Below are 17,913 nucleotides of genomic sequence, written 5' to 3'. Positions count from 1 at the left end.
CCCGCGCGACCGGCCCCGGTCGCCCGCCGTCAGTGCTGCACCGGCGGTTCGGCTCCGTAGCCGGTGAGCGCGCGCACCTCCATCTCGGCCGCCAGCCGCTTCGACTCCTTGCGCGAGCTCGTCACCGACCCCAGCCAGCCGAGCAGGAAGCCGAGCGGGATCGACACGATGCCGGGGTTCTGCAGCGGGAAGACCGCGAAGTCGACGTCGGGGCCGAGCATCGCGGTCTCGCTCCCCGAGACGACGGGCGAGAGGGCGATGAGCACGACCGCCGACAGCAGGCCGCCGACCATCGACCACACGGCGCCCCGCGTGGTGAACTTCGACCAGAAGAGCGAGTACAGAATCGTCGGCAGGTTCGCCGACGCGGCGACCGCGAACGCGAGAGCGACGAGGAAGGCGACGTTCTGCCCCTGCACGCCGATGCCGCCGAGGATCGCCGCGGCGCCGATCACGAGCGTCGTGATCCGGGCCACCTTCACCTCCTGCTTCGCCGAGGCGCGGCCCTTCTTGAGCACGCTGTTGTAGATGTCGTGCGCGAACGAGGCGGAGGCCGTGATGGTGAGGCCCGCGACGACGGCGAGGATGGTGGCGAAGGCGACGGCCGAGATGAATCCGAGCAGCAGCGGGCCGCCGAGCTCTGCGGCGAGGAGCGGGGCCGCGGAGTTCTGCCCGCCGGGGGCTTCGGCGATCGTCTCGGGGCCGACGAGCGCGCCCGCACCGTAGCCGAGCACCAGGGTGAAGAGGTAGAAGATGCCGATCAGCCAGATCGCCCACACCACCGACTTGCGGGCGTCTTTCGCCGTCGGCACCGTGTAGAAGCGCATGAGCACGTGCGGCAGGCCGGCGGTGCCGAGCACGAGGGCGAGCGCGAGGGAGACGAAGTCGATCGGGTTCGCCCCGTACTGCAGGCCGGGGGCGAGGATCGCGGCGCCGTTGGCGTTCTCGGGGTGGTTGACGGCGGCGTCGAGCACGGCGGAGAAGTTGAAGCCCTTGAGTGCGAGCACCCAGATGGTCATGGCTCCGGCGCCGGCGATGAGCAGCACCGCCTTGATGATCTGCACCCACGTCGTGCCCTTCATGCCGCCGATGAGCACGTAGCAGATCATGACGACGCCGACGACGGCGATCACGAGCGACTGGCCGAGCGCGTCGTTCACGCCGAGCAGCAGCGACACGAGCCCGCCGGCGCCGGCCATCTGCGCGAGCAGGTAGAAGAACGAGACGGCGAGGGTCGTGAGTGCCGCCGCCATGCGCACCGGCCGCTGCTGCAGCCGGAACGAGAGCACATCGGCCATCGTGAACTTCGCGGTGTTGCGCATGAGCTCGGCGACGAGCAGCAGGGCGACGAGCCAGGCGACGAGGAAGCCGATGGAGTAGAGGAACCCGTCGTACCCGTTGATGGCGATCGCGCCCACGATGCCGAGGAACGAGGCGGCCGAGAGGTAGTCGCCCGCGATGGCGACGCCGTTCTGCCGACCGGAGAACGAGCGGCCGCCGGCGTAGAAGTCGGCGGCGCTCTTGTTGCTGCGGCTCGCGCGGATCACGATGACCATCGTCACCGCGACGAAGACGAGGAAGATGGCGATGTTGAGCACGGGGTTCTGCTCGGCGCCGGTCTGCTCCGCGGGCAGGATCGTGGCGTTCATCGGCCGCCCTCCATTGCCTCGAGCTCGGCGCGGAGCGCCGTGGTGCGCGGGTCGAGGCGGCGGTTGGCGAACCGCACGTAGGCCATGGTGATCGCGAACGTCGTGACGAACTGCGCCAGGCCGAACCACAGCCCGACGTTCATGCCGAGCATGGGGGCCGCCATGAAGTCGTGCGCGAAGGCGGCGAGCACCACGTAGAGCAGGAACCAGAGCATGAACGCCGCCGCGAGCGGGAACACGAATCGCCGGAAGCGGTGTTTCAGCTCGTGGAACTCGGGCCGGGCCTGGAACGCGACGTAATCGATCGGATCACGCTGCGCGTCGTACGGGTCTGCTGATTCGGTCACTCGTTTCTCCCTTGAACGCAAGCTTCCTCGTCGCGTCGGTGCGACGACTCACGCCGAGCCTAGAAAACGCGTGTTAGCGTGAACTACCTCCGAAAGTGGGGAGATGCGATGCAGCGGATGGATGACGAGCACGCCCAGCGGATCCTGAGCGATGCGGTCGTCGAGTTCGCCCGTGCCACGCGGTTCGACATCGCGTTCGGCGGCCTGGAGCGGGCCGGAGACGCCGTGCTGAGCGCCGTGTCGGGTGCCGAGCACGGACGCCTCGAGGGGCTGCGGGTGCGCGCCGACCGCGGTCTCGGCGGCCGCGCGCTCCGGGAGCGGAGGCCCCGCATCGCCGTCGACTACGTGGGCAGCCGCCAGATCACGCACGAGTACGACGCCCACGTGCGCGGCGAGGGCATCGTCGGCCTCTTCGCGATGCCGGTGCTCGTCGACGGCGCCCCGCGCGCCGTGCTCTACGGCGGATGGCGCGGGGCCGCGGGGCCGTCGGGATCGTTCGTGCGCGAGGCCGCGGGCGTCGCGCGGGATCTCTCGCGCGAGCTCCGCATCGAGGACGAGGTGGTGCGGCGTCTCGAGCGCCGGCACGGCGGCTCGGGCCGCACCGGCGTCGGCTCATCCGCGCTGCCGGGCTCGCCCGTCTCTCCTGGCTCGCTCGTCTCTCAGGGCTCGCCGGTCGCGCCGGGCCCGCCCGTCTCGCCTGGCTCGCCCGTCTCCCTCCCCCCTCCGACCGTCGAGGCGCTGCGCACCGTTCACGCCGAGCTGCGCGGGGCGCTCGCGGAATCGTCGCTGCCGCACCTGCGCCACCGGCTGCGCGCGATCGAGCACCGCCTCACGGCTCTCGCGGCGCCGCCCGCGGGCCCCGGCGCGCGGCGCGCCCCGGACGCTCCGCATGACGCCGCGGCAACGGTGCGGCTGTCTCCGCGCGAGATCGACACGCTCGCCCAGGTCGCGCTCGGGGCCACGAACGCCGAGGTCGGCCGCACCCTCGGGCTCGCCGAGAACACCGTCAAGAGCTACCTCGGGGCCGCCATGACGAAGCTCGACGCGTCGACCCGGCACGCGGCGGTGTCGCGCGCTCGCGCGCTGGGGCTGCTGCTGTAGCGAGCGCGGTGGCGCTCAAGGTCTGCGCAGCCCGGCCCGCGGCCCTCCGTCACCCCTCGTCGTGGAGCACGCGCGCGGTGAGCCGGTCGACGGCGAGCCGCAGTGCACGATCGGGATCCACGCCCGCGCGGTTCGCCCGCATCAGCATCGCGAGCATCGCGTCGCCGATGCCGAACTCGGCGAGCCGCTGCTCGTCGGGCCCGATGAGCGCGGCGAGCGGATCCTCGGGGTACGCGTCACCGGCCCCGGGGTCGATCAGGCCCGCGCGCTTCAACCGCTCGATCACCTTCGCCGCGCGCGCGAGCGTCGGCATGCCCGCCGGGATCCCCTCGAGCGGGCCGCGCGATCCCCGGTCCTCCCCCGCCGCGTCCTCCTTCAGCCGCTCCCACTCGGCGTGCAGCTCCTCGACGGTCATGTACCCGCGGTCGCCGAAGACGTGCGGGTGCCGGCGCACGAGCTTCTCGTTCAGCGTCGAGGCGATGCCGTCGAACTCGTAGCCCTCGCCGTCCCGCTCGGCGATCGCCGCGTGGAAGAGCACCTGGTAGAGCACGTCGCCGAGCTCGGACTGGATCTCCGACGGGGGCAGCTGCCGCTCGATCGCATCGATGAGCTCCGCCGTCTCCTCGACGAGGAACTGGGTGAGCGATTCGTGCGTCTGCGCCTCGTGCCAGGCGCACCCCCCGGGGGCGACCAGCCTGCGCACCGTGGCGAGGAGCGCATCGAACGGACGTGGGTCACCGGCTGCGTCGGTCCTCATGCTCACCCACCCTATCGGGCCGCGGCTGCCCGCCTCCTGGGCCATCGCTCCCTGAATGAACCCTGATAGCCTGGTGCGGTCCCGGGGAGACCCGCTGGGGCGATACCGCATACAAGGGGGAAATTTTCATGACGGACAAGAAGTCGCTCGTCAAGGTCGCCGGGCTCCTCGGAGCCGCCGCGCTGACGTTCAGCCTCGCCTCGTGCTCGGGCGGGCAGAGCGTGGCCGACGCCTGCAACATCGCGAACTCCACGGTGAACGAGGCGACCGGAGACCTGCAGAGCGTGCTCTCGGACGCGATGTCGGGCGAGGGCGATCTGAGCGCCGCGTTCGATCCGATCACCGAGGCGCTGGAGGAGGCGCAGGCGGAGGTCACCAACGAAGAGGTCTCGAGCGCGCTCGCCACCTTCACCGACGAGCTGTCGGCCATGAGCGGCACGCTCGAGGGCTACGAGATCCCCGACACGAGCAGCATCGACCCGTCGGATCCGGCGGCCATGGACAAGCTCGAGCAGATGCAGGCCGAGGCCGAGGAGATGACCACGAAGCTCCAGGAGCAGTCGACCTCCCTCACCGAGGCCGGGCAGAAGCTGCAGGATCTCTGCTCCGCAGGCTGATCCCGAACTCCTGACGCGGGCCTCGCACCTCACGGCGCGGGGCCCGCGCTCGTTCCGGATCGCGCGAGGCACCGGTCGCACGGCGCCCGATGCGCAGCGTCAGGCTTCTGCGGGTGCCTCCGCTTCGAGCAGCGTCGCCAGCACGCGGCCCGTCCACGCGACGATGTCTCCCTCGTCGCCCACGAGCTTCTGGCCGACCCCCGCGAGCGGGCTCCGCGACGAGGCGGTGCCGCCGGGAAGGGGGATCTGCAGGCTCTTCGACGCCTCCACGTAGCGCGCGCCCGGGTACATGCGATTCATGCGCATGCGGCGCGAGTCGAGCAGCTCCACCGGCTCCATGCGGAGCGCCGGGCCGGCGGCGACGACCTTCGCGAGGCCGAGCCGCGAGGCCCGGCGACGGAGCGCCGAGACCGCCGCGAGGCGCTCGACCTCGACGGGCGGGGCGCCGTAGCGGTCGGTGAGCTCCTCGAGCACCAGCGACACGTGCTCCTCGGGGGCCTGCGGGTGGGAAGCGGCGGAGAACTTCTGGTACGCCTCGAGTCGCAGACGCTCGCTCTCGACGTAGTCCTCGGGAATGTGCGCGTCGACCGGCAGCTCGAGCACCAGCTCCGTGGTGCCCGCCGTCTCCTCGCCCTTGAACGAGCTGACGGCCTCGCCGATCATGCGCAGGTAGAGGTCGAAGCCGACCCCGGCGATGTGCCCCGACTGCTCCCCGCCGAGCAGGTTACCGGCGCCGCGCAGCTCGAGGTCCTTCAGCGCCACCTGCATGCCCGATCCGAGCTCGTTGTTCGTCGCGAGGGTGTCGAGGCGCTCGTGCGCGTGCTCGGTCAGCGGCTTGTCGGGGTCGTACAGGAAGTACGCGTACGCGCGCTCGCGGCTGCGCCCGACGCGCCCGCGCAGCTGGTGCAGCTGGCTCAGCCCGTACTTGTCGGCGTTGTCGATGATGATGGTGTTCGCGTTCGCGATGTCGAGGCCCGTCTCGATGATGGTCGTCGAGACGAGCACGTCGAACTTGCGCTCCCAGAAGTCTTGCACCACCTGCTCGAGCTGATGCTCGCCCAGCTTGCCGTGGGCGACGGCGACGCGGGCCTCGGGCACGAGCTCGGCGATCTGATTCGCCACCCGGGTGATCGACTGCACGCGGTTGTGCACGAAGAAGACCTGCCCCTCGCGCAGCAGCTCGCGACGGATGGCCGCGGTGATCTGCTTGTCGCTGCGCGGCCCGACGAACGTGAGGATGGGGTGTCGATCCTCAGGCGCGGTGGCGAGGGTCGACATCTCGCGGATGCCCGTGACCGCCATCTCGAGCGTGCGCGGAATCGGGGTCGCGCTCATCGCGAGGATGTCGACGTTCGTCTTCAACCGCTTCAGCGCGTCCTTGTGCTCGACGCCGAAGCGCTGCTCCTCGTCGATGATGACGAGTCCCAGATCCTTGTACCGCACGCTCTCCGCGAGCAGCCGGTGCGTGCCGATCACCACGTCTACGGTGCCCGCCGCGAGGCCCTCGATCGTGTCGCGCGACTCCTTCTCCGACTGGAAGCGGCTCAGCGGGCGCAGGCGCACGGGGAACCCGGCGAAGCGGTTCTGGAAGGTCTCCAGGTGCTGCGTCACGAGCAGGGTCGTCGGCACGAGCATCGCGACCTGCTTGCCGTCCTGCACCGCCTTGAACGCGGCGCGCACGGCGACCTCCGTCTTGCCGAAGCCGACGTCGCCGGCGATCAGGCGATCCATCGGAATCGTGCGCTCCATGTCGCGCTTCACCTCGTCGATGGTCGTGAGCTGATCCATCGTCTCGGCGTAGGGGAACGCCTCCTCGAGCTCGTGCTGCCAGGGAGTGTCGGCGGAGAACGCGAAGCCCTTCGAGGCGACGCGCGCCGAGTAGAGCTTCACGAGCTCCACCGCGATGTCGCGCACCGCCTTGCGGGCCTTCTTCTTCGCGCTCGCCCAGTCGCTGCCGCCCATCTTCGACAGCGTCGGCGCCTCGCCGCCCACGTACCGCGAGAGCTGATCCAGCTGATCGGTGGGCACGTAGAGCTTGTCGCGGGGCATGCCCCGCTTCGTCGAGGCGTACTCGAGCACGAGGTACTCGCGCAGCGCCTTCGTCGCGTCGCGCCCGATGCCGGTCGGCACCATGCGCTGCGTCAACTCGACGAACTGCCCGATGCCGTGGGTCTCGTGCACGACGTAGTCGCCCGCCACGAGCTTCAGCGGATCGACGACGTTCTTGCCGCGGCGCTTCGCGAGCTTCTGCCCCGCGGCCGCCTGGGAGCCCGCGGACCGCCCGAAGAACTCGGCCTCCGTCGCCAGCAGCAGGCGCGCCTCGGCGCTCTCGAAGCCCGACCAGGCGGTGCCCGTCACGAGGTAGACGATGCCGTCCTCCCACGTCTCGGGCAGCTCGTCGACGATGCGGGCTGCGGCGCCGGCCTCCGCGAGCACGTCGCGGGCGCGCTCGACGAGACCGATGCCCTGGGCGGTCACCACGGCGTGCCAGCCGTCGCGCAGGCGCTCGCCGATGAGACGGATCGCGGCGCCCGTCGCGTCGCCGGCCTGCGCCGGCCGCGGGAAGGCGCCGCCGTGCACCGCGACCACCGCGGGGTCGCCGGCCGCGCCCGCATCGAGCGGCTCGCCGCCCGTCGCCGACTCGTCGCGCACGAAGTTCGACACCGACCACCAGGGCCGCGCGCGCGATGCGGCGCGCAGCGCCTCCATCGCGAGCATGCCGCTGTCGTCGACCGGCACGGGCGCGTCGGCGCCCGCCGTCGCGGCCTGCCACGCGGCCTCCAAGAACTCGCGGTTCGTGTCGGCGAGGCTGACGGCGCGGCTGGCCACCCGCTCCGGCGACACGACGAGCACGGCGCCGCCGTCGGGGAGGAGCGCGGTGAGGGGCGAGAGGCCGGGAACCAGCTGCGGGAGCAGGCTCTCCATCCCCTCGACGGCGATGCCCTCGCTCATCTTCTCGAGCAGCGAGCCGAGTGCGGGGAAGCGCGGCAGCAGGGCGGCGGCGCGCTCGCGCACCTCGTCGGTGAGCAGCAGCTCGCGCGCCGGCCAGAGCTCGACCGTCTCGAGCGGCTCGCCGGCGCTGCGCTGATCGGAGACGGCGAAGCGCTTGATCTGGTCGATCTCGTCGCCGAAGAAGTCGACGCGCACGGCCTGCTCCGCCGTCGGCGGGAAGACGTCGAGGATGCCGCCGCGCACGGCGAACTCGCCGCGCCGCGTCACCATGTCGACCCGGGTGTACGCGTACTCCACGAGCCGTCGGGCGATCGCCTCGAGTCCGTTCGAGGAGCGCCCCGCGGCGAGCACGACCGGCTCGGCGAGGGCGGCGTGCGGCGACACGGGCTGCAGCGCGGCGCGCACCGACGCCACCATCACGAGCGGGGTCTCGCCGTCGTACTCGCGCAGCAGGCGGAGGGCCTCGGCCCGTCGGCCCACCGTCTCGGCGCTCGGGCTGAGCCGCTCGTGCGGCAGCGTCTCCCAGGCGGGGAACTCGGCGGTGATCGCATCGGGCAGCAGCGACTCCAGCGCCGAGCGCACCGCATCGGCCTCGCGGCTGGTCGCGGCGATCACGAGCAGTGCCCCGCGATCCCCCGCGGCGCGGCGCCGGCGGAGCAGGCCGGCGAGGAGGGGCGCGCGGAGCCCCTCCGCGATCGAGAACTCGGCGTCGCCCGCGCTCGCGTCGAGCGCGGCGGCGAACGACTCCGACGCCTCGAGCAGGCGGTCGAGCCCGCGGAGCGTCACTGCGCGCTCCTGCCGTGGAAGCGCTGCTGGGCGGCGAGCAGCCCGTCGTCGACGAGCGACTCCGCGGCGTCCGCCGCGTCCTCGAGGAGCACGGGCAGCGTGCTGCGCTCGCCCGTCGCGAACGGCTTGAGCACGAAGTCGGCCGGATCCTGCTGCCCCGGCGGTCGGCCGATGCCGATGCGGATGCGCAGGAACGCGGGGGTGTCGAGCGCCTTCGCGATGTCGCGCAGACCGTTGTGGCCCCCGTGCCCGCCGCCCTGCTTGAGCTTCACGGTGTCGAACGGCAGATCGAGGTCGTCGTGGAGCACGATGACGCGCTCGGCGGGGATCGCGAAGTACTTCGCGAGCGCCGACGTCGGGCCGCCCGAGGTGTTCATGAACCCGTTCGACTTGGCGAGCACCAGCTTCGGGCCGCCGGGGCGGACGCGGCCCTCCGCGACCCGCGCCCCCGTGCGATGCGACGAGAAGCGGCCGCCGATGCGACTCGCGAGCACGTCGAGCGCCATCTGGCCGACGTTGTGCCGCGTGGCCTCGTACTTCGCACCCGGGTTGCCCAGGCCGACGACGAGCCAGGTGTCATCCGACACGGGTTCCTCCGCTCTCTTCCGCTTCCACCACACCATCAGTTCCTCCGGCGTCCATCTTCGCAGCCGCCGCCGACACTCGCCCGAACAGACGAACGGCCCGTCGGCCCGGCGACGCAGCGCCGAGCCGACGGGCCCGTGTTCGAGTGGATTACTCGGCGGCCTCCGCGGCCTCGCCCGACTCCTCGTCCTCGACGGCGCCGCGCGGCACGACGATGTTGACGACGAGCTGCTCGGGGTCGCCGGTCAGGGTCGCGCCCTGGGGCAGCTCGATGGCGCCCGCGAGCACCTGCGCGCCCTCCTCGAGGCCCTCGACGCTCACCTCGACGTTCTCGGGGATCGCGGTCGCGGGAACGCTCAGGTGCACCGTGGTGAGCTCCTGCAGCGCGTTCGTGCCGGCGAACGACTCGCCGGTGACGTGCACGGGCACCTCGACCTCGACGGTCTCGCCCTGCTTCACGACGATGAGGTCGATGTGCTCGATGATCTGGCGCACCGGGTCCTTCTGCACGTCCTTGACGAGGACGAGCTGCGGCGCGCCGTCGATGTCGAGCTCGATCAGCGCGTTGGCCTGACGGATGATGAGGCTGAGGGGGTGCGTGTCGACCGAGACGTGGATCGGATCGGTGCCGTGGCCGTAGACGACCGCGGGGGTCTGGCCTGCGGCGCGGAGCTTGCGCGCCGCTCCCTTGCCGAAGTTCTCGCGTGCGTGGCCGACGAGCTTGCTGGTCTCGCTCATAGTGGTCTCTCCTTGCGGGCTCTCGCCCAATGAGGGCGGTCTGGCCGCCGGATTGGTGTCTCGCACTTGCGTGTGTCACGCAGCAAGATGGCCCGCTGAGGCAGTCCGTCCCGCGTCGATCACGGGCTCGCAGGCCCCTCGCCGAAGTACAGCCAACGAGTTTACACCATGCGCGCGGCGGCGCTGCGCCCGTGGATGCGCCCGGAGAGCGTCGACGCGGCCGATCGCACCTCGGAGGCGAGGGCCTCGGCGACCTCGGGCTCCACCGCGCCCTGCGGATAGGTCACGGCGATCGCCGCGACCGGCCACCCGCGGTGGTCGAGCACCGGCACCCCGATCGACGAGAGCCCGGCCGTGACTGAGCCCTCCTCCAGCGCGTACCCGCGGGTGCGCGTGGCGTCGAGCACGCTCCGCAGCCGCGAGTATCGATCGATCGCGTCGGGGTCGTCGTGCCGGTGCACGAAGGCCTCGCGATCGGGGAAGAGCGCGCGCACCTGGGCCTTCGGCAGCGCCGCCAGGATCGCGCGGCCGCTCGCGGTGAGCTGCATCGGGAGCCGCACGTCGACGTCGGTCACGAGCGGCGGGGAGCCGGGCGCGCGCTCCTCGACGACGTAGAGCACGTCGCGGCCGTGCGGCACGGCGAGGTGCCCGCTGAGCCGCACCCGGTCGACGAGCGCGGCGAGGAGCGGGCGCCCGATCCGGGCGAGCGGCTCCTGGCGCGCGTAGGCCGAGCTCAGATCGACCGCGGCGATGCCCAGCCCGAACCGGCGCTCCTCGGGGAGGTGCATCACGAAGCCGTGCTGCTGCAGCGTGTCGAGCAGGTGGTAGACGGTCGAGCGCGGCAGGTCGAGCTTGCTCGCGATCATGCTCGCGGCGAGCGGACCGCGCGAGCCCGCGAGCAGGCTGAGGATCCGCAGGGTCTGATCCGCAGCCGGAACCTTCGGGGTGCTCACGTCTCGCAGCCTATCCGCTCGCCGGCGCCGCGGTTCAGTCGAGGGGCGCGCCGAGCGCGTCGGCGAGCGCGTCGCCCACCGCCCCTCCCGCGACGAGCTCGTGGGCGGCGGTGATGGTCGGCGAGAGGTAGGTGTCGGTCTCGGGCGCCGGGATCCGCGTGCGGAAGAGCCGGTGCACCGCCGCCGTTGCGGGCGAGGGATCGCCGAGCCCCTGCCCGGCTCGGAAGTCGAGGGCTCGGGTCGAGGCGAGCAGCTCGATGCCGAGCACGTGGGCGAGCCCGTCGATGGAGCGACGCAGCTTGCGGCCTGCGGCCCAGCCCATGGAGACGTGGTCCTCCTGCATCGCCGACGACGGGATCGAGTCGACCGATGCGGGAGCGGCGAGCCGCTTGAGCTCGGAGACGATGCCCGCCGCGGTGTACTGGGCGATCATGAGCCCGGAGTCGAGCCCGGCGTCCGCGGCGAGGAACGGCGGCAGCCCGTGGTTGCGCGCCACGTCGAGGAAGCGGTCGGTGCGCCGCTCCGAGATGCTCGCGACGTCGGCGACCGCGATGGCGAGGAAGTCGAGCACGTAGCCGACCGGGGCTCCGTGGAAGTTGCCGTTCGACTCCACGCGGCCGTCGGGCAGCACGACGGGGTTGTCGATGGCCGAGACCAGTTCGACGGCGGCGACCCGGGCGGCGTGGGCCGCGGTGTCGCGCGCCGCGCCGTGCACCTGCGGGGCGCAGCGCAGCGAGTACGCGTCTTGCACGCGCGTGAACTCGCCCTCGCGGGGTCGCTGCACGAGGGCCGACCCCTCGAGCACGCGCAGCATGTTCGCGGCCGACGTCGCCTGCCCCGGGTGCGGGCGGAGGGCGTGCAGGTCGGCGGCGAAGACGGCGTCGGTGCCGGTGAGCCCCTCGATGGAGGCGGCCGCCGCGGCGTCGGCGATCGTGAGCAGGCGCGCGAGGTCGGTGAGGGCGAGGCAGAGCATGCCGAGCATGCCGTCGGTGCCGTTGATGAGCGCGAGGCCCTCCTTCTCGGCGAGCACCAGGGGCGCGATGCCCGCTGCGGCGAGCGCCTGCGCCGCGGGCACGCGCGCGTCGGGTTCGCCTGCGGTGCGCACCTCGCCCTCCCCCATGAGCGTGAGCGCGCAGTGCGCGAGCGGGCTGAGGTCTCCGGAGCACCCCAGCGAGCCGTACTCGTGCACCACGGGGGTGATGCCGGCGTTGAGGATCGCGGCGTACGTGTCGACGACCTCGGCGCGAACGCCCGTCCGCCCGCTCGCGAGCGTGTTCACCCGCAGCAGCATCAGCGCGCGCACGACCTCCCGCTCCACCTCGTCGCCGGTGCCCGCGGCGTGCGACCGGATCAGGCTGCGCTGCAGCTGCTGGCGCTTCTCGACGGGGATCTGCACGTTGGCGAGGGCGCCGAAGCCGGTGGAGATGCCGTAGTGGGGCCGGCTGTCGTTCGCGAGATCCTCGATCACGGCGCGACTCGCGACGACTCGCTCGCGGGCGGCGTCGGCGATGCGGACGGGGGCGTCGTGCCGCGCGACGGATACGACGTCGGCGATGGTGAGCGGGGCGTCGCCGAGCGCGACGGTCGCGGGATGCAGGGCTGTCATGCCTCGATCCCATCGCATGCGCGTCGCCCCGACCACCGCCTTCGTGCGTCGCGTGTCCGGGATCCCGGACGGGGCGCGCATCCGGGATTCCGGACGCGGAGGCCGGCGCGAAGCTGCATCGCCCCCGTGGGACCCTGCACACTGGTGGCAGCCCTGTCGAGCACGAGGAGACGCTTATGGCCCCCGCACTGTCGCACGATCCGTCCTGGCCGCGCACCGGAGCCTGGCCCGCTCCCCGCGACGACGAACGGGTCGACCTCGCGCTCATCGGCGTGCCGACCTGGCGCACCTCGCTCTCCGCGTCGAACGCGCACGAGACCCCCGCAGCGGTGCGCGCGGCGCTGCAGCGCTATTCGAGCCACGTCGTCACGGTCGCCGCGCGCGACGGCCGCGGCGCGGAGACGGAGATCGTGCTCGACGAGGCGCTGCGCATCGTCGACGCCGGCGACTGCGCAGACCCCGACGACGAGCGCGGCGAGCAGGAGGCGGCCGCGGCCATCGAACGGCTCGCGGCGCGATCGGAGCTGGTCGTGGCGCTCGGCGGCGACAACGCGCTCACCGTGCCGGCGGCGCTCGGCGTGGCCGGGGCGCGACTGCCGAACGCCGGGCTCATCACGTTGGACGCCCACCACGATCTGCGCGACGGCCGCAGCAACGGCTCCCCCGTGCGCCGCCTGATCGAAGCCGGGCTCGACCCTCGCCGCATCGTGCAGATCGGCATCGCCGACTTCGCGAATTCGCACGCCTACCGGAGCCGCGCGCAGCAGCTCGGCGTCACGGTGATCCACCGCGACGAGCTCCACGAGCGCCCCCTGAGCGACATCGTCTCGGAGGCGCTCGACATCGCGGGCGCGGGCGGCGGCCCCGTGCACGTCGACCTCGACGTCGACGTGTGCGACCGCTCCGTGGCCCCGGGGTGCCCCGCGTCCATCCCCGGCGGCCTGCAGGCGCACGAGCTCCGCCGCGCCGCCCGCCTCCTCGCCGGCGACGCCCGCGTGCGGGGCATCGACATCGCCGAGGTCGACGCGACCGCCGATGCGCCCGACGGCCGCACGGTGCGGCTCGCCGCGCTCCTCGTGCTCGAGGCCGCGGCTGGCCTCGCGCAGCGACTCGGCCGCTGACCCACCCCACCCCGTCCCCGCTCCCAGCTCCCCCGCCTCCCCCGCCTTCCCGCCGCCGCGCCCGGTGCGCCGCTCGGCGCTCCCAGCGCGCCCGATTCACGAGAATCCGTTCGCAGACGAAAGGATGTTCCCATGACCACCACCGCATCCGGCCTGCGCCGCGGCCTCACCGCGCGCCACATCCGGTTCATGGCGCTCGGCTCGGCGATCGGCACCGGGCTCTTCATGGGATCCTCCGGGGCCATCCAGACCGCCGGCCCCGCCGTGCTCATCGCCTACGTCATCGGGGGCGCCGCCGTGTTCATGGTGATGCGGGCGCTCGGCGAGATGATCGTGCGGCACCCCGTCTCAGGCTCCTTCGGCCAGTACGCCTCGCGCTACATCCACCCGTACGCCGGCTTCCTCGTCGGCTGGACCTTCGCCTTCGAGATGTTCCTCGTCGCCGTCTTCGACGCCACCGCCATCGGGGTCTACATGCGGTTCTGGTTCCCCGACGTGTCGCAGTGGGTGTGGGTGCTCGCCGTCGTCTGCTTCATCGCCGCCATCAACCTGCTCGGGGTGCGCGTCTTCGGCGAGCTCGAGTTCTGGTTCGCGCTCGTGAAGATCGTCGCGATCATCGCGCTGATCGTCGCCGGCGTCGCCGTGATCCTGTTCGGATTCGGCATCGCGGGCCACGATCGGATGGGGCCGCAGAACCTCGTGGAGCACGGCGGATTCATGCCGAACGGGCTCTGGGGCCTCATCGCCTCGTTCACGATCGTGATGTTCGCCTTCGGCGGGATCGAGATCATCGGCGTCACCGCGGGCGAGGCGCAGAACCCGAAGCGCGTGCTCCCGAAGGCGATCAACTCGGTGCCGATCCGCATCCTGCTCTTCTACGTGCTGACCCTCGGCGTGATCATGTGCATCCAGCCCTGGGTCGACATCACCGGCGAGACGAGCCCCTTCGTGTCGATCTTCGAGTCGATCGGATTCCAGGCCGCGGCGGCCGTCTTCAACGTGATCCTCATCACGGCGGCGCTCTCGGCGATGAACGCCGACATCTTCGGAGCGGGGCGGATGCTGCACGGGCTCGCCGAGCAGGGGCAGGCGCCGCGGTCGTTCACCCGGACCACCCGCAACGGCGTGCCGATCATGACCGTCGTCACGATGATCGTCGGGCTCCTCGTCGGCGTCGTGCTCAACTTCCTGTACCCCGATCAGGTGCTCTTCCTGCTCGGCGCGCTCGCCACCTTCGCCACCGTGCTGGTGTGGCTCGTCATCCTCGTCGCCCACATCCGCATGCGCGCCGAGATCGCGCGCGAGGGGCGGCTGCCGAGCGAGTTCCCGGTGCCGCTCTGGCCGGTCGCCTCCTGGCTCACCGTCGGCTTCATCGTGTGCGTCATCGTGCTCGTCGGCGTCGTGCCCGATTCGCGGCCCGCCCTCTGGGTCGGGCTCGTCTGGGTCGCCCTGGTGACCGTCTGCTACTTCGCCTGCGTGCGGGGCGACGGCCGGCGCCCCTACCGCCTCGTCGACCAGACGGAGCCCATCGGGGTCGTGCCGGCCGGCGAGCGCGCCGCGGCCGCGCCGGAGGAGCGGGGCTAGAACAGCGCCGGTTCTGCGCTGGGCAGCGACCAGTCGATCTCGTCGGCCCCCTGCTCGCGGAGCGCCGCGTTCGCGCGGCTGAACGGCCGGGAGCCGAAGAAGCCGCGCGAAGCCGACAGCGGCGACGGGTGCGCGCTCTCGATGCAGGGCACCGCGCCGAGCAGCGGACGCAGCGTCTGCGCCGGCCTGCCCCACAGGATCGCGACGAGCGGCGCGTCCCGCTCGGCGAGCGCCGAGATCGCGCGGGCCGTGATCTCCTCCCAGCCCCTGCGGCGGTGCGAGCCCGCCTCCCCGGCGCGCACGGTGAGCACCCGGTTGAGCAGCAGCACGCCGCGGTCCGCCCACGCCGAGAGGTCGCCGTGCTCGGCGGGCGCGATCCCGAGGTCGTCCTCCCGCTCGCGGTAGATATTGCGCAGACTGCGCGGGATCGGGCGCACGTCGGGCGACGTCGCGAACGACAGGCCGATCGGGTGCCCGGGCGTGGGATACGGATCCTGCCCCACGATGAGCACGCGGGCGTCGGCCATCGGCCGCTCGAACGCCGCCAGCACCCGGTCGGGGCCGGGCAGCACCGCGACGCCCGCCGCGCGCTCCGACGCCACGAACCGCTCGACGTCGGCCAGCTGCCCGGCGACCGGAGCGAGCGCCGCCGCCCAGTCGGCGGCCATGCCCGCCGGCGGGCCGGAGCGCATCGGCTACTCCCCCTTCGCGACGAGCGGGCCGCGATGCGTGTGGAACACGCTCGTCTGGGCGACCGGGCGCAGCACGATCAGATCCTGGTTCACGTGCGGGGGCTGCTCGAACGCCCCGACGAGCACGCTCGCGACCTCCTCCGCCTGCAGCGGCGTCACGTCGGCGTACGGCTTGCGGGCGGCCTCGGCGTCGCCGCGGAGGCGGTTCAGGGTGAACTCCTCCGTGTGCACGAGGCCGGGGGCCAGCTCCATGACGCGGATCGGCTCGCCGCCGAGCTCGAGACGGAGCACGCCGGTCACCGCGTGCGCCGCGAACTTGGCGGCGTTGTAGCCGCCGCCGCCCGGATAGGCGCTGTGCCCGGCCGTCGAGGTCACGTTGAGGATCGACGCGAACCCCGAGCGCCGGGCCCCGTCGCGCAGCACGGGCAGCAGCGCCGACGTCACCGAGCGGAGGCCGATCACGTTCACCTCGAACATGCGGCGCCAGTCGTCGTTCGACGCGTGCTCGACGGATTCGGTGCCCCACGCGCCGCCCGCGTTGTTCACGAGGCCGGTCGCGCCGCCGCTCGCCGCGACCTCCGCGGCGAGGCGCGCCACCTGCGCCTCGTCGGTCACATCGCAGGCGATCGGCTGCGCGCCGGTCTCGGCGGCGAGCGCCTCGAGACGATCGACCCGCCGGGCGACCGCGACGGTCTCCCACCCGCGCTCCGCGAATCGGCGCACGGTCGCCGCGCCGATCCCCGAACTCGCCCCTGTCACCACGACCCGTCGCTGCATGCGCCCTCCTCCGTTCGGCGGTATCCGAACCGAGCCTAGCGAGGCGCCGCGGCGCGCGACAGACCGCGGCGGACCGCCCGCGCGGCGTCGGGGGCCTCGGAGGCGGCGGGCGGGGCCGGGTGCCGGCGGGTGCCACCGGGTGCCACCGCGCGGCACGTTACGCAGTGCGTCTCGGCCCATTGCCGCCGCGGCGCCCGTCTCGTACGCTCGAACCGCACCGAGGCGCCGATCCGCGCAGCGGCACCCGCCCGCCTTCCCGCACCTGCACGCACCATCCGCACGCCACGCATCGCGACCCACTCATCGAGGAGACACCATGACCGACCAGAGCGCCTGGGGATTCGAGACCCGGCAGATCCACTCGGGGCAGCAGCCCGACGAGACCGGGGCGCGCGCCGTGCCGATCCACCAGACCACGTCGTTCGTGTTCGACGACACCGCGCAGGCCGCGAACCGGTTCGCGCTCGCCGAGCTCGGCCCGATCTACACCCGCATCACCAACCCGACGCAGGCCGTCGTCGAAGAGCGCATCGCCGCCCTCGAGGGCGGCACGGCGGCGCTGCTGCTCGCGAGCGGGCAGGCGGCGTCCACCTTCGCCGTGCTGAACATCGCGAACGCCGGCGACCACATCGTCTCATCGGCGTCGATCTACGGCGGCACGTACAACCTGTTCAAGTACTCGCTCGCGAAGCTGGGCATCGAGGTCACCTTCGTGGAGGATCAGGACGACCCCGCGGCCTGGCAGCGCGCCGTGCGGCCGAACACGAAGCTGTTCTTCGCCGAGTCCATCGCGAACCCCCGCTCCAACGTGCTCGACATCCGCGCCGTCGCCGACGTCGCGCACGAGAACCGCCTCCCGCTCATCATCGACAACACCGTCGCGAGCCCCTACCTGGTGCGCCCCTTCGAGCACGGCGCCGACATCGTGCTGCACTCCGCCACGAAGTTCCTCGGCGGGCACGGCACGACGCTCGGCGGGGTGATCGTCGACGGCGGCACCTTCCCGTGGTCGCAGCACGCCGACAAGTTCCCCGGCCTCACCGAGCCCGACCCGTCGTACAACGGCGTGAGCTACACGGGCGCCGTCGGCGACGCGATCGCCTACATCATCAAGGCCCGCGTGCAGCTGCTGCGCGATCTCGGCTCCTCGATCGCGCCCCTCAGCGCCTGGCTGCTGCTGCAGGGCATCGAGACGCTGTCGCTCCGCGTCGAGCGCCACGTGCAGAACGCGCAGGAGATCGCCGAGTGGCTCGACGCCCACGACGACGTCGCCACCGTGCACTACTCCGGCCTGCCGTCGAGCCCCTGGTACGCGGCGGCGAACCGGTACGCGCCGAAGGGCGTCGGAGCCGTGCTCGCGTTCGAGCTCAAGGGCGGAGTCGACGCCGGCCGGGCCGTCGTCGAGAACGTCGAGCTGTTCAGCCACGTGGCGAACATCGGCGATGTGCGCAGCCTCATCATCCACCCGGCGTCCACGACGCACTCGCAGCTCACCCCCGAGCAGCAGCTCACGGCCGGCGTCACTCCCGGTCTGGTCCGCCTCTCGGTGGGGCTCGAGCACATCGACGACATCAAGGCAGACCTCGAGCAGGGCTTCGCCGCGGCGCGCAAGGTCGTCGCCGAGTCGTCCGCCAACGCCTGAGCGCAC

Annotated in this window: 15 protein-coding genes; 5 read left to right on the top strand and 10 right to left on the bottom strand. The window is 72.4% G+C overall.

Annotated elements, in window-relative coordinates:
• Nucleotides 1-29: 29 nt before the first annotated feature.
• Both BLT44_RS14220 and BLT44_RS14215 read right to left on the bottom strand, forming a co-directional pair.
• The gene (locus BLT44_RS14220) at nucleotides 30-1,649 is read right to left on the bottom strand and encodes a solute symporter family protein (RefSeq protein WP_010156506.1); all 1,620 of its coding nucleotides are present in this window, start codon (nucleotides 1,647-1,649) and stop codon (nucleotides 30-32) included.
• Nucleotides 1,646-1,996 carry a DUF485 domain-containing protein gene (locus BLT44_RS14215; protein ID WP_010156505.1) on the bottom strand — a complete coding sequence of 117 codons (351 nt, stop codon included), beginning with the start codon at nucleotides 1,994-1,996 and terminating at the stop codon, nucleotides 1,646-1,648. Before BLT44_RS14215 ends, BLT44_RS14220 begins: the two co-directional genes overlap by 4 nt.
• 78 nt (nucleotides 1,997-2,074) lie before the next feature.
• On the opposite strand from BLT44_RS14215, the gene BLT44_RS14210 reads away from it, so the two are divergent.
• Nucleotides 2,075-3,097, top strand: coding sequence for a LuxR C-terminal-related transcriptional regulator (locus BLT44_RS14210; protein WP_231291535.1), 1,023 nt, complete (start codon nucleotides 2,075-2,077; stop codon nucleotides 3,095-3,097).
• A gap of 49 nt (nucleotides 3,098-3,146) precedes the next feature.
• Here the strand turns inward: BLT44_RS14210 and BLT44_RS14205 are convergent, their stop codons facing one another.
• Nucleotides 3,147-3,854 carry a MazG nucleotide pyrophosphohydrolase domain-containing protein gene (locus tag BLT44_RS14205; RefSeq protein WP_050803111.1) on the bottom strand — a complete coding sequence of 236 codons (708 nt, stop codon included), beginning with the start codon at nucleotides 3,852-3,854 and terminating at the stop codon, nucleotides 3,147-3,149.
• 128 nt (nucleotides 3,855-3,982) lie between these two features.
• Between BLT44_RS14205 and BLT44_RS14200 the strand changes: the two genes are divergently transcribed.
• Nucleotides 3,983-4,471 carry an MltG/YceG/YrrL family protein gene (locus BLT44_RS14200; RefSeq protein ID WP_010156500.1) on the top strand — a complete coding sequence of 163 codons (489 nt, stop codon included), beginning with the start codon at nucleotides 3,983-3,985 and terminating at the stop codon, nucleotides 4,469-4,471.
• Nucleotides 4,472-4,570: 99 nt separating this feature from the next.
• Here the strand turns inward: BLT44_RS14200 and mfd are convergent, their stop codons facing one another.
• From mfd to hutH, 5 genes are all read right to left on the bottom strand, one after another.
• Nucleotides 4,571-8,209: a transcription-repair coupling factor gene (mfd, locus tag BLT44_RS14195; RefSeq protein WP_074690432.1), complete on the bottom strand. Its 3,639-nt coding sequence runs from the start codon at nucleotides 8,207-8,209 to the stop codon at nucleotides 4,571-4,573.
• On the bottom strand, nucleotides 8,206-8,796 hold the full coding sequence (gene pth, locus BLT44_RS14190) for an aminoacyl-tRNA hydrolase (RefSeq protein WP_029608240.1): 591 nt from the start codon (nucleotides 8,794-8,796) through the stop codon (nucleotides 8,206-8,208). Before pth ends, mfd begins: the two co-directional genes overlap by 4 nt.
• Nucleotides 8,797-8,944: 148 nt before the next feature.
• Entirely contained in the window at nucleotides 8,945-9,532 is a 588-nt protein-coding gene (locus tag BLT44_RS14185; protein ID WP_010156496.1) for a 50S ribosomal protein L25/general stress protein Ctc, read from the bottom strand.
• 161 nt (nucleotides 9,533-9,693) lie between these two features.
• Nucleotides 9,694-10,485, bottom strand: a complete 792-nt coding sequence (locus BLT44_RS14180; RefSeq protein ID WP_010156495.1) for an IclR family transcriptional regulator — start codon at nucleotides 10,483-10,485, stop codon at nucleotides 9,694-9,696.
• Between the two features lie 34 nt (nucleotides 10,486-10,519).
• A complete protein-coding gene (gene hutH, locus BLT44_RS14175) occupies nucleotides 10,520-12,091 on the bottom strand; it encodes a histidine ammonia-lyase (RefSeq protein ID WP_040505335.1) in 1,572 nt (523 codons plus the stop codon).
• Nucleotides 12,092-12,267: 176 nt separating this feature from the next.
• On the opposite strand from hutH, the gene BLT44_RS14170 reads away from it, so the two are divergent.
• Both BLT44_RS14170 and BLT44_RS14165 read left to right on the top strand, forming a co-directional pair.
• The gene (locus BLT44_RS14170; RefSeq protein ID WP_074690430.1) at nucleotides 12,268-13,212 is read left to right on the top strand and encodes an arginase family protein; all 945 of its coding nucleotides are present in this window, start codon (nucleotides 12,268-12,270) and stop codon (nucleotides 13,210-13,212) included.
• Nucleotides 13,213-13,344: 132 nt separating this feature from the next.
• On the top strand, nucleotides 13,345-14,796 hold the full coding sequence (locus BLT44_RS14165) for an amino acid permease (RefSeq protein WP_010156492.1): 1,452 nt from the start codon (nucleotides 13,345-13,347) through the stop codon (nucleotides 14,794-14,796).
• On the opposite strand, the gene BLT44_RS14160 is transcribed toward BLT44_RS14165, so the two are convergent.
• On the bottom strand, nucleotides 14,793-15,488 hold the full coding sequence (locus tag BLT44_RS14160) for a uracil-DNA glycosylase (RefSeq protein ID WP_010156491.1): 696 nt from the start codon (nucleotides 15,486-15,488) through the stop codon (nucleotides 14,793-14,795). The genes BLT44_RS14165 and BLT44_RS14160 overlap by 4 nt on opposite strands.
• 3 nt (nucleotides 15,489-15,491) lie before the next feature.
• Entirely contained in the window at nucleotides 15,492-16,265 is a 774-nt protein-coding gene (locus BLT44_RS14155) for an SDR family oxidoreductase (RefSeq protein ID WP_010156490.1), read from the bottom strand.
• Nucleotides 16,266-16,581: 316 nt separating this feature from the next.
• Between BLT44_RS14155 and BLT44_RS14150 the strand changes: the two genes are divergently transcribed.
• Nucleotides 16,582-17,907: a bifunctional o-acetylhomoserine/o-acetylserine sulfhydrylase gene (locus BLT44_RS14150; protein ID WP_010156489.1), complete on the top strand. Its 1,326-nt coding sequence runs from the start codon at nucleotides 16,582-16,584 to the stop codon at nucleotides 17,905-17,907.
• Nucleotides 17,908-17,913 lie beyond the last annotated feature (6 nt).

The organism is Leucobacter chromiiresistens, assembly GCF_900102345.1.
GTDB classification, from domain to species: domain Bacteria; phylum Actinomycetota; class Actinomycetes; order Actinomycetales; family Microbacteriaceae; genus Leucobacter; species Leucobacter chromiiresistens.
This window is presented reverse-complemented; position numbering and strand designations above follow the sequence as displayed.

Bases quoted from the DNA above. Each gene is read 5' to 3' on its own strand.
- BLT44_RS14165 (WP_010156492.1), top strand. From the start codon at position 13,345: ATGACCACCACCGCATCCGGCCTGCGCCGCGGCCTCACCGCGCGCCAC.
- BLT44_RS14220 (WP_010156506.1), bottom strand. From the start codon at position 1,649: ATGAACGCCACGATCCTGCCCGCGGAGCAGACCGGCGCCGAGCAGAAC.
- BLT44_RS14185 (WP_010156496.1), bottom strand. From the start codon at position 9,532: ATGAGCGAGACCAGCAAGCTCGTCGGCCACGCACGCGAGAACTTCGGC.
- BLT44_RS14160 (WP_010156491.1), bottom strand. From the start codon at position 15,488: ATGCGCTCCGGCCCGCCGGCGGGCATGGCCGCCGACTGGGCGGCGGCG.
- BLT44_RS14200 (WP_010156500.1), top strand. From the start codon at position 3,983: ATGACGGACAAGAAGTCGCTCGTCAAGGTCGCCGGGCTCCTCGGAGCC.
- hutH (WP_040505335.1), bottom strand. From the start codon at position 12,091: ATGACAGCCCTGCATCCCGCGACCGTCGCGCTCGGCGACGCCCCGCTC.
- BLT44_RS14170 (WP_074690430.1), top strand. From the start codon at position 12,268: ATGGCCCCCGCACTGTCGCACGATCCGTCCTGGCCGCGCACCGGAGCC.
- BLT44_RS14205 (WP_050803111.1), bottom strand. From the start codon at position 3,854: ATGAGGACCGACGCAGCCGGTGACCCACGTCCGTTCGATGCGCTCCTC.
- BLT44_RS14150 (WP_010156489.1), top strand. From the start codon at position 16,582: ATGACCGACCAGAGCGCCTGGGGATTCGAGACCCGGCAGATCCACTCG.
- BLT44_RS14155 (WP_010156490.1), bottom strand. From the start codon at position 16,265: ATGCAGCGACGGGTCGTGGTGACAGGGGCGAGTTCGGGGATCGGCGCG.